Here is an 11,591-nt window from a genome sequence, read left to right on the forward strand (position 1 = left end):
CACGGTGCCCGTCGGCGCCCCCGACGCCGCGACCTTGCGCGGATCGGTGAGCACGACGGCAAAGGCCCCCGCAGCCTCCCGGCGCCCGAGGTCGGTGGCGGCGAAGCTGCTCAGATCCTTGAAGAAAGCGATGCCGGTGGTCGTCCCGTCGAGGTCGTATCCCGCAGCATGGATCGCGTTGAACTCGGAGGCGACCGAAATCGCGAGATCGCCCAGCTGTTCGCGCGCCGCGTTGAGCGTCTCGTTGCGGAATCTCAGCATCCCGCCGAGCTGGCCGCCGGTGAGCACCGAATCGGGCATCAGCACCGAGCCGCCGCCGGGCGTTGCAAGGCGGATCTCGCCGCGGAAGGGATCGGACGGTACCGACGAATCCGCCTCGACGACGAGCTGCGATACCGCAGTGCCGACCACCAGCGGCTGGCCGCTGCCGATGAACACGCTGAGCGAGCCGTCCGACTCGGTCGTCGTGCTGACCTTCACCAGCTTGTTCAGCTCCGAGACGAGGTTGTCGCGCTGGTCCAGCAGATCGTTCGCCGGGATCGAGGTCCCGCCCACCTGCGCCAGCGCGATGCGCTCGTTGATGTCCGAGATCTGGCGCGCATAGGCATTTATCGAATCGACCGTGCTGACGATCTGCCCCTCGTTGATGTCGCGGATCTCGGTCAACCGCGTATCGAGGGCATTGAAGCGCGATGCGAGCGACTCCGCGCTGGAGATGAGCGCCTGGCGTGCCGGGACGCTCGACGGATTCGTCGCCACGTCCTGCACGCCGGCGAAGAAATCGGCCAGCGCCGGCGAGAGGCCCGAGCTCGTGTCGGCGAGCAGGTTGTCGATCTGCGCGATCTGCGTGCTGTAGGCGGCAAATTCCTCCTTGCGTGCCGATGCGTTGAGCACCTGCTGGCTGAGGAACTGATCGTACTGGCGCCGCACGCCATCGACCTCGACGCCCTGGCCGAAGAAGCCGGCCCCGGAGAAGAACGGATCCGCCGTGGTCAGGATCGTCGTCTGGCGATTGAAGCCCGGCGTGTTGGCGTTCGTGATGTTATGGCTGGTCGTCAACAGGTTCGCTTGCGAACTGTTGATGCCCGTCAGACCGATGCTCAGTAGTCCAGCCATGATGTTTCCCTCGTTACCGCAGCTCTTACGGCATTACTAAGCAAGACTTTTGCCAGCGACGGACTCAGCCCGCCAGCGCAGTGCGCAGCGTGGCGCCGCCGATGATGCGCGTGAGCTTGTCGGCGTACATCGGATCGGTCGCGTAGCCCGCCTGCTGCAGGCTGCGCGCGAAACCCGCGGCGTCGGTCTGCCCCAGCACTTCCGCATAGCGCGGATTGCCGCGCAGCAGGCTCGCGTAGTCGCGGAACGCCTCGGCATACGAACCGTAGGCGCGGAACCGCGCGGTTTCCGTGTAGGGACGGCCGTTCGCGTACTCGGTGACCGGCACCTCGACCACCGCCCCCTTCCAGTTCGACCCGGCCTTGATGTTGAAGAGGTTGTAGCTCGGCGATCCATCGGCACGGCGCAGCTCGCCGCGCCCCCAGCCGGTCTCCAGCGCCGCCTGCCCGACCATGAAATGCGCGGGGATTCCCGTGCTGCGGCTGGCGTCGCCGGCATGCGCCCACACGCGATTGACGAAATCGCGTGCGCCCTCGGGAACCGGGCGCGGTGACGACTGCGCCTCCGCCGCGTCCCCCGCATCGCCCGCCCCGCGAAGCCCGCCGGTCTCGCTCCGCGGCTTGCCGATGACCGCACCGAGCCGGGCGACAAACTCCGTCAGTTCGTCACCCTCGACGGCGGGGTTTGCCGCCGGCAAATCGCCACCGGCAACGATTGCCGCCCGCCGCGGAATGCGCGACACATCGAGGCTGCCTTCACCCTCCGCAGCCTGTGCCGGGGCTTCGCCGCCAAGCTGGCGGACGATCGCGTCGGCGAGCCCGACACCGCGCCCCTGCGCCGTGTTCATCGCCATCTGCTGGTCCTGCAGCGCCTGGAAGAGCCGCGTCTGGTCGCTGTCGAACATCCCGTTCGACGGCACCGCATCGCGCATCGACTTCAGCACCATCTGCATGAACAGCGCCTCGAACTGCTTGGCCGCTGCGCGCAGGCCCTCGGGCGAGTTGCCGTCGCGCGCCAGCCGTTTCATGTCGGCGAGCGCGCGCGGATCCATCGCGTTGATCTGGGTGGCGGCAACCATGTCAGATCACCTCCAGCTCCGCGCGCAAGGATCCGGCGGCCTTCATCGCCTGCAGGATGCTCACGAGATCCATCGGCGTGGCGCCGAGCGTGTTCAGCGCCTTCACGACCTCGGCGAGGTTTGCGCCGCTGCGCACGTTATGCAGCGTGCCCTGGCCCTGCTTGATCTCGACCGATCCGCTCTGCGTCGTCACCGTCCGGCCGCCGGAAAGCGGTGCCGGCTGGCTCACGGCGGTATCGACACCCACCGTGACAGTCAGATTGCCGTGGGCAACGGCGACGTTCTGCAGCGTCACGGCCTGGTTCATCACGACCGAGCCGGTGCGCGAATTCACGATCACCTTCGCCGCCTGCAGCACCGGCGTGACCTCGAGATTCTCGAGCTTGCCGAGAAAGGCCACGCGGTCGGAGGGATCGAGCGGCGCGCGCACCTGGATGCTGCGTCCGTCGAGCGCCTGCGCGGTGCCGGTGGAGGTCGCCAGGTTGATCGCATCGACGACGCGGCGGGCGGTGCCGAAATCGGTGTCCTTGAGTTCGAAGGTCACGAACTCGCCCTGCGCGAGCGCAGTCGGCACGGCGCGCTCGACCGTCGCACCGCCGGGAATCCGCCCGGCCGACAGGTGGTTGATCGTCTGCGATGCGCCCCCGCCCGCAACCCCTGCTCCGCCCACGAGCAGGTTGCCCTGCGCGACGCCATACACCTGCCCGTCGGCGCCCTTCAGCGGCGTCATCACAAGCGTGCCGCCACGCAGGCTCTTCGCATTGCCGATCGACGACACGGTGACGTCGATCTGCTGTCCGGGGCGCGCAAACGGCGGCAGACTCGCGGTAACCATCACCGCGGCGACGTTCTTGAGCTGCAGGTTCGTACCCGGCGGCAGCGTCACCCCCATGTTGCCGAGCATGTTGATGATGCTCTGCACCGTGAAGGGCGTCTGCGTCGTCTGGTCGCCGCTGCCGTCGAGGCCGATCACGAGGCCGTAGCCGACGAGTTGGTTCTCGCGCACGCCGGCGATCGTCGCCAGATCCTTCAGCCGTTCCGCGGCGAACGCCGTTCCCGCGACCAGCATCGCCAACACGCACGCCAGCGCGCGAATTCCCCTGCCATTGCCCAACATCATCGACTCCCGCGACGCATCGAAGCGCTCAGAACGGCGACACCGCCACGAAGAAGCGCTGCAGCCAGCCCATCGTGTTCGATTCGTCGATGTAACCGCTACCCTTGTATTCGATCCGCGCATCCGCAACCTGCGTCGACTGCACCGTGTTCGCGGCCGTCACCGTGTTCGGGTTGATCACGCCGGAAAAGCGGATGAACTCGTTACCCTGGTTGATCGCCATCTGCTTCTCGCCGGATACGAGCAGGTTGCCGTTCGGATACACCTCGATCACCGTCACGGTGATCGTGCCGTTGAACACGTTGTTCGCCGCCGAAGCGCCCGCACCCTCGAAGTCCGACTCGACACCGGCCTGCAGATTCATGCCCGCCAGCCCCGACAGCGGCACCTTCGACGCCGCCGTGATGCCGCCGGTGACGTCCGAGGCGCGCGACGCGGTGCTGTTGGCGCGCTTCTGTGCCGTGTTGCGTTCGACGAGATTGATCGTCAGCGTGTCGCCGATGAGGCGCGCACGGCGGTCTTCGAACAGCGGCCGCAGTTGCGCAGCCTGGTAGATCGAGCCGTTGGCGGGCGCCATCTGCGTGCGTGCCTCCGGCCGCACCGTCATCGGCTGATGCACCACGGTGGGCGGCGTCGAATAGATCGACGCGCAGCCCGACAGCAGCAACACCGCAATCGCCCCCAGCATCTGACGCATCATGATCGGCTCCTTACAGCTGCGTCAGTCGTCCCAGCATCTGGTCGGACGTCTGCACGGCCCGCGAGTTGAGCTCGTAGGCGCGCTGCGTCGTGATCATGTTCACCAGCTCCTCGGCGACGTTCACGTTCGAGGTCTCGACATACTGCTGGTTGAGCACGCCCGCGCCGTTGGTCCCCGGCGCATTGGGCGTCGCGACGCCGCTCGAGGCAGTCTCGCGGAACAGGTTCTCGCCCGCACTCGACAAGCCGCCCGGATTCACGAAGGTCGCGATCTGGATGTTGCCGACCACGGTCGGCGCTGTCTGGCCAGCCTGCAGCACGCTCACGGTGCCGTCCTTGCCGATGGTGATCGTCTGCGCATCGTTCGGAATGATGATCGCGGGCTCGAGCGGGTAGCCGCTGGCCGTCACGATCTGTCCCTGCGAATCGAGCTGGAACGCGCCGTCGCGCGTGTAGGCCGGCGTGCCGTCGGGCAGCGTCACCTGGAAATAACCGTTGCCCTGGACCGCCATGTCAAGCGGATTGCCCGTCTGCTGCAGGCTGCCCTGCGTGTGGATGCGCTCGGTCGCCACCGTGCGCACGCCGGTGCCGATCTGCAGGCCGCTGCCGATCTGGTTCTGCTGCGTGTTCTGCGCACCCGGCTGACGGATCGTCTGGTAGAGCAGATCCTCGAACACCGCGCGCGCGCGCTTGAAACCGTTTGTCGAAACGTTCGCGAGGTTGTTCGAGATCACGTCCAACTGAGTCTGCTGCGCCTCGAGGCCGGTCCGTGCAATCCACAATGAGCGAATCATGATCCTGACTCCCTTTCCTTCGCAGGCAGACGGTCTGCCTGCAGTCTCGGGGTCAGTTTACGGCGGGGCGGATCGTCTCGATCGCCGGAACACCTGCCGAAAAGCCCCGCTAATTCCCTGCTCGCCCGCCGCCCGTCAGCGTGCCGCGAGCACCTGCGCACCGGCGCGGTCATTCGCCTCGGCGGTCTGCAGCATCTTGGTCTGCATCTCGAACTGGCGTGCCAGCGAGATCATCTGCACCATCTGGTCGACCACGCTCACGTTGCTGCCCTCGAGGTAGCCACCCGCCACCCGCACGTTCTCGTCCTGCGGCGCAACGGCGCCGTCCTGCAGGCGGAAAAGACCGTCGTCGCCGCGCACCAGCGAGGCCTCGGGTGGATTGACGAGCTTGAACCGGCCGACCACGTTGATGACGTTCTCGGCCCCACCCGCCTGGAGTGCGGAAATGGTGCCGTCCTTGCCGATCAGGAACTCGTTGTCCGGCGGGATCGTCACGGGACCGCCGTCGCCCAGCACCGGCAGGCCGCTGCGCGTCTGCACCACGCCGTTGGCGCTCAGCTGCAGGCTGCCGTCGCGCGTGTAGGCCTCGCGCCCGTCCGGCAGCTGCACCGCGAGCCAGCCCTTTCCTTCGACCGCCACGTCGAGCGGCCGCCCTGTGTGCTGCATGGGTCCGGGCTCGAAGTTCGACGCCACGCTCGCGTCCACGACGAAAGCCCGTGTCGCGAGCCCTTCGCCCTGCACCGGCACCGCACGCAGCTTGTGCAACTCCGCGCGAAAGCCCGTCGAGGTGGCGTTCGCCAGGTTGTGCGACACGGCGGCCTGCTGACCCATCGTGTGCTTCGCCCCGGTCATCGCCGTGTAGATCAGCCGATCCATGATCCTCTCTCCCTATCCCGCGAAGCCGGCTAGGCCGATCAGCGCAGGTTCACCAGCGTCTGCAGGATCTGGTCCTGGGCGCGCACCGACTGCGCATTGGCCTGGTAGGCGCGCTGCTGCACGATCAGCTGCACCAGCTCCGCCGTCAGGTCGACGTTCGCCTCCTCGATGGCGCCCGCATTGAGCAGACCGAGGTTGGCGCTGCCCGGCACGCCGACGATCGGCTGGCCCGAATCCGGCGACTCGGCCCACAGGTTGCCGCCGAGGGACAACAGTCCGTTGGGGCTCTGGAAGTTCGCCAGCACCACCTGGCCGAGATCGCGGCTCTGGCCGTTGCTGTAGCGCCCGAGGATCACGCCGTCGTCACCGATCGTGATACCCGTCAGGCGACCGGACGCAAAACCATCCTGACGCAGCGTATTCACCCCGAAGGCGCTGCCGAACTGCGTCGAAGCCGCAAGATCGAAACTGACCGTCTGGGTAGCCGAGGCGCCGGTGCCGGCGAACTCGGGGAACGTCAGGTCGAACTGGCCGCCCGCCGTCATCGCGCCGGCAGTGTCGAACTGCAGCGGCGAACCCGGAGCGGGAATCGCAATCGCGTCGCCCGTGCCATCCACCTGGTAGAAGCCGTCCCACGTGCCCGCCGCGGTCTTCTGGAAGAAGAAGGTCAGCGTGTGCGCATTGCCCAGCGTGTCGTAGGCGGTCGCCGAGGTGGAGAAGTTGTACCCGCCCGCGGTCACGTTCGTACGGTCGAGCGGCGCCGGGTTGGTCGGATCGAAGGACGGCGAGATCGGCTCGCGCGAGTCGAAGTTCATCGCCAGCGTCATCTGCGAAGACGGGTTCGGCTGCACATCGGAGAAATCGAGCTGCAGGCGCTGCGGCTCGCCGCCGGTAAGGATCACGCCGTTCGTTGCTGCGTAGCCGGTGAGCTGGTAGCCCTGCGAATTGACGATGAAGCCGTCCTTGTTCACATCGAACTGGCCGTTGCGCGTGTAGGCAATCGACCCGTCCGGCGCGGACATGCGGAAGAAGCCGTTGCCGTTGATCGCGACGTCGAGCGGATTGTTCGTCGTCGTGATGTTCCCTTGCGAGAACAGCTGCGTCACCGCCCCGATCGCCGAACCGATACCCACCTGCACGCCGGCCGCCGCACCGTTCAACGCCGCCGCGAACACGTCGGCGAACTCCGCGCGCCCGGCCTTGAAGCCGACCGTATTCGCGTTCGCGACGTTGTTGCTGATGACATCGAGGGCCTTCGAGGACGAATTAAGTCCGCTCAAACCTTGCTGGAAAGCCATGGCCGTCTCCCTGGAAACTCGGTCTCAAACAATTCTTCAAACAATCTGCCGGACATCGGACATCTTGAAGATGCCCATGTCGCCAACCTGGAGGTCGGTACCCTTGGTGCCGCGCACCACGCTCGTCACCGCCCCGAATTCGAGGACTTCCGCCGCAACCGGCTTGCCGCCGGTCACCGCCTCGATGCTTACCGTGTACTTGCCGTTCGCTGCACGGCTGCCGTCGATCGTCGTGCCGTCCCACTGGAAGTTGTGCGTTCCCGCGTCGAAGGACCCGAGGTCGACCGCCGCGACCTCCAGGCCCTGCGCATCCTTGATCCGCATCGTCACCGCGTCGGCCGGCACGTCGAGCGCAAAGCCGCCGATCGACCCGGCCTCGCCGAGCTTCAGCCCGCTGCCCGGAATCAGCACGCCGCGTCCCACCAGCGACGCCGCCTGCAGGGCTTCGGACGACTGCTGCCCGTCGAGCAGCTGCGTCAGCATCGCATTGAGCCGCTCGATGCCGTCGACCGTGCTGATCTGCGCCAACTGCGAAGTCACCTGCGCGTTATCGAGCGGATTCATCGGATCCTGGTTCTTCAACTGCGCCGTCAGCAGCGTCAGGAAGCGCCCCTGGCTATCCACCTCGGACTTCGCCGAGGTGCTGTCCTTCCGCCCGAGCAAGGCCAATGCCGCGTCAGCCGCCGAGGAAACCGTGTTATTGACCGTTGCCATGATCCGCTCCCGAAACCTTACTGCCCGATCTGCAGCGTGCGCTGCAGCAGCGTGCGCGCCGTGTTCATCACTTCCGCGTTGTTCTGGTAGGCACGCGAGGCCGAGATCATGTTGGTCATCTCCTCGACCACATTCACGTTCGACATCTCGACGTAGCCTTCCGCGTTCGCCGCCGGGCTGCTCGGGTCATAGGTTAGACGCCCGGGCTCCGCGCTCTCGACGACGTTCGAAACCGTGACCCCGACGCTGTTCGGACCCGACACCGGCGCGGCGGTGAATACCACCTGCTTGGCGCGGTAGGGCTGGCCATCGGGCCCCGCAACGCTATCGGCATTCGCCAGATTCGACGCCGTGGCGTTCAGCCGCGCGGATTGCGCATGCAGCGCGGATCCGGCAATCGCAAATACGTTGAACATGCTCATGGACGCCTACCCTCCGCTCACTGGCCGCTGATCGCCGTCTGCATGCTGCGCAGCAGGCCGTTGATGAAGGTCACGCTCGCCTCGTAGTGCACCGAGTTCTCGGCGAAAGCAGCACGTTCCGCGTCCATGTTCACGGTGTTGCCATCTACGCTGGACTGGAACTCGCGGCGATACCCGATGAAGGCGCCGAATGGCATCTCCGCCGCCACGTCGAGGTGACGCGTCGACGTGCTCGCGAGCGCGAGCGGACCCATGCGTTCGCCCTGCGCCCCTTTCAGCGCGCTGCGGAAATCGATGTCACGCGCCTTGTAGTTGGGCGTGTCCGCGTTGGCGATATTCGACGCCAGCATCTGCTGCCGCTGCGCCTGCAGGTTCAGTGCGGTCTGATGAAACTGCAGCGCGCTGTCGAGTTGGGTCTTCATGGCATCACCTCAAGTTCTGTCGCCGACGGCCGTTAAGGTCTTCATCGGCTGGCACCCGGTTCATTGCACCTTCCATGCCAGCGATCTTAGTCCCCGCGCCGCAAGCCCCTAGCCGCGATAAGACCGGCAAATACCGGCCAATTCCGCCGCTTTCGGCAATGCCGCGGGCGGCACCCGGCAAGCCGCAGCGGAAAACTTTGCCGGTTGCCGATCGGCCGGCCGCATGGTGGAATGCGCCCCATGCTTTGGAACCGCCTCATGCCTCCTTCCCTCCGCCACGCCGCCATGTCCCTGCTGGCCCTGAGCCTCGCGCTCGCGAGCGGAAGCGTCGGCGCCCAGCAGCCCTTGCCGCCGGTCCGGCAGGCCGTGATGACGTTCCTCGGTCAGCAGACTTCGGGCCTGCCGGGCAAGGTCGGCATCACCGTCGAAGGGGTCGATCCGCACAACCAGCTCCCCGCGTGCGCGGAGCTCGTCCCCTTCCTACCCCCGGGCACACGCGCCTGGGGCCGGATCAACGTCGGCGTCCGCTGCGAATCTCCCGTCGGCTGGACGATCTATGTGCCCGCACAGATCTCGGTCGTCGGCGACTATCTGGTTGCCGCGCGCCCGATCCGTGCCGGCCAGGTGATCGCACCGGCCGATCTCGAAAGGCGCAGCGGCGACCTCGCGGACGAAGCACCCAATACGCTGACCGACATGACCCAGGTCGTCGGGCACAGCGCCCGCTTCACGATTGCCGCAGGCAATGCGCTGCGCACCGACATGCTCCGCCTGCCCCAGGCCGTACGACAGGGCCAGAACGTCAAGGTCGTCGGAACCGGCAGCGGCTTCACCGTCACCAATGACGGCCGGGCGCTCAATGCCGCCGCCGCCGGAGAGCCCGTGCGCGTGCGGCTGCTCAGCGGCCAGGTCATCTCCGGCAAGGCCCGCGCCGACGGCACCGTCGAGCTCGATTTCTGATGCCGCGGCCATGCAGAAAAAACGCCTAAAGTTTTCGCTCCCGCGGTCGTGAACACGAACAGAGACCGCTTAATGGGAGTAGCGCCATGAAGATCGAAGGAACAGTGAAACCGCCGGGGTCCGCCCCGACCGGAGAAGCCCGGGAAAAGCGCCCGGCCAGCACGACGATTGCCAGCGACGCGAATGAAAAGGTCGAACTGTCCTCGCTCTCGTCCAGCCTCAACAAGGCTGAAGCAGCGATGGCCGCCGCGCCCGAGATCGACCGCAGCCGCGTCGATGAAATCCGTCAGGCGATCAGCGAAGGCCGCTTCAAGGTCGACGCCAACCGGATCGCCGACGGCCTGATCGAGAGCGTGCGCCAGATGCTCGACGCGCAGAAATAGTGTCCGTGAATCTGCAGCCCGAACTTCAGCGGCTCGTCCAGCTGATCGACAGCGAGGCGGTTCTGCTGCGCGGCTTCCTTGCGCTGCTCGAACGCGAGGAAGCCCTGCTCCTCGCCGGCGACGCCGACAGCCTGCTCGTCCTGACACGCGAGAAGACCGAACGCTTCCATCAGCTGCAGCGCATCCACAACGACCGCGCCCTGCTGCTCGGCCGGCTTCGTCGTCCGAACACCGATGCCGCGATCCGCGAGGTCTGCCAGCCGCTGCCCGACACCCTCACACGGTGGGACGAAATCCACGCGCTCGCACGCGATGCCCAGGCCCGCAACGAACTGAACGGCAAGCTCATTTCCGAGCGCCTCCAGCACAACCAGGCGGCCATGTCGATCCTGCTCGACGCCGCCCGAAAGCCGCAGCTCTACGACTCTGCAGGCATTGCCCGCCCCAGCGGCGGCGGCCGACACCTGGGCAGCGCCTGACGAAATACGGCCCGCCGGAGCCCCCCCTGGCGAGCCCCGGCTATCGGCGACGAGCGCCTCGCCGCCTACGGCAACACGAAGTCGAAACTGCTCTCCACACCGCCGGCCACCGAATCCCACCCGCCCCAAAGGTAATCGTTCGCCTTGTGGTCGGCGATGAGGTGGAAGGCAAAGCGCGTCTGCTCCTCATAAGAGCCGCAGAACGCCCCCAACACGGTCCATTCTCCCGTTCAACTCGTGCGCTTCGGGCAGACAGAGCGAGCCGCAGAAGTGCCCGATAGCGCACCCCATGCACGGATCGATCCGGTCGACATTCCGCCCCATCACCGTACCGAACGCTTCGCTCTCGAGCAACAGCCCCGCCACGCGCTTACAGGCCACCCAGATCCTCGATTGCATCCACGACCATGCTCGTCCCGATCGCAATCATCAGGATATCGCCCGCGACGCGGACAAACTTGTGGCCTGCAGGTGGCACCCCGAGTTCGATGACGAGCGCAGGCGGAAGATCGTAATACACGACATCCCGCGGCATTGTCCGCCCGACCGACCATTTCTTTGCCTGACCCGGCGGCATGCAGCCATTACCCTTCTTGGCAAGCCCGGGAGGACATTTTCCCGAAGCCCCTTCGCGGGAGAAATACTCCCGGATCACCGTCCGCTCCCGCGTCTCGAACCGTGTCACCACATGGCGCCCGCCATCGTGAGGCGAACGTGCAACGTGATCCCGCCCATCTCGAACAGCGGGCCCTCTCGCGTCCCGATCGCCCTTCTGCTGCCCACCACCCTTGCCGCCCTGCCCCCTGTCGCCACGCTCCTGATGCCCGCCCTTACCGCCCCCACCTGCGTGATCGGGCTTCTCAGCATACGCGAAGCCACATCCCAAAATACCGGCAAGCAACGCGGCCATCACCTGCGCCTTGCGCGAACGGACTGGTTGCATCGTCTATCTCCTTAAAATTGGGCAAGCCCATGGGCCACGAATCCTCCGGCGCACGATTAGGGCAACGCACGGAGGCATACCGAAGGTTGACAACAACATACAACAACTTGCGGTGGTGGCGAAATCCGAACGCATAGACGTAAAAAAGCCGCTACCCAGTAGTGGGTAGCGGCTTTTTTGGGTGTAGGTAGTCTGACGATGACCTACTTTCGCACTCACGAAGAGCACTATCATCGGCGCGGTCCTGTTTCACTGTCCTGTTCGGGATGGGAAGGAGTGGTTCCGGGACG

At 66.1% G+C, this 11,591-nt stretch carries 15 protein-coding genes and 1 rRNA gene; 3 read left to right on the forward strand and 13 right to left on the reverse strand.

Going from position 1 to position 11,591, the window contains the following annotated elements; genetic code table 11:
• The 10 genes from flgK to flgB all read right to left on the reverse strand — a co-directional run.
• The coding region (gene flgK, locus GPA27_RS26450; RefSeq protein WP_169143414.1) for a flagellar hook-associated protein FlgK at nucleotides 1-1,116 on the reverse strand (1,116 nt) is incomplete at its 3' end.
• Nucleotides 1,117-1,180: 64 nt separating this feature from the next.
• Complete coding sequence (flgJ, locus tag GPA27_RS26455) at nucleotides 1,181-2,194, reverse strand: flagellar assembly peptidoglycan hydrolase FlgJ (RefSeq protein WP_169143415.1); 1,014 nt, start codon at nucleotides 2,192-2,194, stop codon at nucleotides 1,181-1,183.
• Nucleotide 2,195: 1 nt separating this feature from the next.
• Nucleotides 2,196-3,263, reverse strand: a complete 1,068-nt coding sequence (locus GPA27_RS26460) for a flagellar basal body P-ring protein FlgI (protein WP_169143426.1) — start codon at nucleotides 3,261-3,263, stop codon at nucleotides 2,196-2,198.
• Nucleotides 3,264-3,339: 76 nt separating this feature from the next.
• Nucleotides 3,340-4,011, reverse strand: coding sequence for a flagellar basal body L-ring protein FlgH (locus tag GPA27_RS26465; RefSeq protein WP_169143416.1), 672 nt, complete (start codon nucleotides 4,009-4,011; stop codon nucleotides 3,340-3,342).
• Between the two features lie 10 nt (nucleotides 4,012-4,021).
• Nucleotides 4,022-4,804, reverse strand: coding sequence for a flagellar basal-body rod protein FlgG (flgG, locus tag GPA27_RS26470; RefSeq protein WP_050414834.1), 783 nt, complete (start codon nucleotides 4,802-4,804; stop codon nucleotides 4,022-4,024).
• A 135-nt stretch (nucleotides 4,805-4,939) separates the two neighbouring features.
• The gene (flgF, locus tag GPA27_RS26475; protein ID WP_169143417.1) at nucleotides 4,940-5,680 is read right to left on the reverse strand and encodes a flagellar basal-body rod protein FlgF; all 741 of its coding nucleotides are present in this window, start codon (nucleotides 5,678-5,680) and stop codon (nucleotides 4,940-4,942) included.
• Nucleotides 5,681-5,718: 38 nt separating this feature from the next.
• Nucleotides 5,719-6,978: a flagellar hook protein FlgE gene (gene flgE / locus GPA27_RS26480; protein WP_169143418.1), complete on the reverse strand. Its 1,260-nt coding sequence runs from the start codon at nucleotides 6,976-6,978 to the stop codon at nucleotides 5,719-5,721.
• A 36-nt stretch (nucleotides 6,979-7,014) separates the two neighbouring features.
• Nucleotides 7,015-7,692 (reverse strand): flagellar hook assembly protein FlgD, encoded by a 678-nt coding sequence (locus tag GPA27_RS26485; protein WP_169143419.1) that lies wholly within the window; start codon nucleotides 7,690-7,692, stop codon nucleotides 7,015-7,017.
• Nucleotides 7,693-7,709: 17 nt separating this feature from the next.
• Nucleotides 7,710-8,114 (reverse strand): flagellar basal body rod protein FlgC, encoded by a 405-nt coding sequence (gene flgC / locus GPA27_RS26490; RefSeq protein ID WP_169143420.1) that lies wholly within the window; start codon nucleotides 8,112-8,114, stop codon nucleotides 7,710-7,712.
• A 17-nt stretch (nucleotides 8,115-8,131) separates the two neighbouring features.
• On the reverse strand, nucleotides 8,132-8,536 hold the full coding sequence (flgB, locus tag GPA27_RS26495; RefSeq protein ID WP_169143421.1) for a flagellar basal body rod protein FlgB: 405 nt from the start codon (nucleotides 8,534-8,536) through the stop codon (nucleotides 8,132-8,134).
• A 258-nt stretch (nucleotides 8,537-8,794) separates the two neighbouring features.
• Between flgB and flgA the strand changes: the two genes are divergently transcribed.
• The 3 genes from flgA to GPA27_RS26510 all read left to right on the forward strand — a co-directional run bounded on the left by flgA (nucleotide 8,795) and on the right by GPA27_RS26510 (nucleotide 10,358).
• On the forward strand, nucleotides 8,795-9,496 hold the full coding sequence (gene flgA / locus GPA27_RS26500; RefSeq protein ID WP_246261508.1) for a flagellar basal body P-ring formation chaperone FlgA: 702 nt from the start codon (nucleotides 8,795-8,797) through the stop codon (nucleotides 9,494-9,496).
• Between the two features lie 86 nt (nucleotides 9,497-9,582).
• The gene (gene flgM / locus GPA27_RS26505; RefSeq protein ID WP_169143423.1) at nucleotides 9,583-9,879 is read left to right on the forward strand and encodes a flagellar biosynthesis anti-sigma factor FlgM; all 297 of its coding nucleotides are present in this window, start codon (nucleotides 9,583-9,585) and stop codon (nucleotides 9,877-9,879) included.
• A gap of 5 nt (nucleotides 9,880-9,884) precedes the next feature.
• Entirely contained in the window at nucleotides 9,885-10,358 is a 474-nt protein-coding gene (locus GPA27_RS26510; protein ID WP_169143427.1) for a flagella synthesis protein FlgN, read from the forward strand.
• Between the two features lie 65 nt (nucleotides 10,359-10,423).
• Here the strand turns inward: GPA27_RS26510 and GPA27_RS26515 are convergent, their stop codons facing one another.
• The 3 genes from GPA27_RS26515 to rrf form a co-directional block, all read right to left on the reverse strand.
• Nucleotides 10,424-10,573 (reverse strand): hypothetical protein, encoded by a 150-nt coding sequence (locus tag GPA27_RS26515; protein WP_169143424.1) that lies wholly within the window; start codon nucleotides 10,571-10,573, stop codon nucleotides 10,424-10,426.
• Between the two features lie 155 nt (nucleotides 10,574-10,728).
• Nucleotides 10,729-11,301 (reverse strand): hypothetical protein, encoded by a 573-nt coding sequence (locus GPA27_RS26520; protein ID WP_169143425.1) that lies wholly within the window; start codon nucleotides 11,299-11,301, stop codon nucleotides 10,729-10,731.
• Between the two features lie 190 nt (nucleotides 11,302-11,491).
• Nucleotides 11,492-11,591, reverse strand: a 5S ribosomal RNA gene (gene rrf, locus GPA27_RS26525); the annotation flags it as partial.

The sequence above is a fragment of the Aromatoleum toluolicum genome, from assembly GCF_012911005.2.
Taxonomy (GTDB): domain Bacteria; phylum Pseudomonadota; class Gammaproteobacteria; order Burkholderiales; family Rhodocyclaceae; genus Aromatoleum; species Aromatoleum toluolicum.

Excerpts from the sequence above, each read along its gene's own strand:
- flgA (WP_246261508.1), top strand. The coding sequence starts at position 8,795 with ATGCCTCCTTCCCTCCGCCACGCCGCCATGTCCCTGCTGGCCCTGAGC.
- flgB (WP_169143421.1), bottom strand. The coding sequence starts at position 8,536 with ATGAAGACCCAACTCGACAGCGCGCTGCAGTTTCATCAGACCGCACTG.
- flgF (WP_169143417.1), bottom strand. The coding sequence starts at position 5,680 with ATGGATCGGCTGATCTACACGGCGATGACCGGGGCGAAGCACACGATG.
- flgJ (WP_169143415.1), bottom strand. The coding sequence starts at position 2,194 with ATGGTTGCCGCCACCCAGATCAACGCGATGGATCCGCGCGCGCTCGCC.
- GPA27_RS26520 (WP_169143425.1), bottom strand. The coding sequence starts at position 11,301 with ATGCAACCAGTCCGTTCGCGCAAGGCGCAGGTGATGGCCGCGTTGCTT.
- flgG (WP_050414834.1), bottom strand. The coding sequence starts at position 4,804 with ATGATTCGCTCATTGTGGATTGCACGGACCGGCCTCGAGGCGCAGCAG.
- flgE (WP_169143418.1), bottom strand. The coding sequence starts at position 6,978 with ATGGCTTTCCAGCAAGGTTTGAGCGGACTTAATTCGTCCTCGAAGGCC.
- flgC (WP_169143420.1), bottom strand. The coding sequence starts at position 8,114 with ATGAGCATGTTCAACGTATTTGCGATTGCCGGATCCGCGCTGCATGCG.
- GPA27_RS26465 (WP_169143416.1), bottom strand. The coding sequence starts at position 4,011 with ATGATGCGTCAGATGCTGGGGGCGATTGCGGTGTTGCTGCTGTCGGGC.
- flgM (WP_169143423.1), top strand. The coding sequence starts at position 9,583 with ATGAAGATCGAAGGAACAGTGAAACCGCCGGGGTCCGCCCCGACCGGA.
- GPA27_RS26460 (WP_169143426.1), bottom strand. The coding sequence starts at position 3,263 with ATGCTGGTCGCGGGAACGGCGTTCGCCGCGGAACGGCTGAAGGATCTG.
- GPA27_RS26485 (WP_169143419.1), bottom strand. The coding sequence starts at position 7,692 with ATGGCAACGGTCAATAACACGGTTTCCTCGGCGGCTGACGCGGCATTG.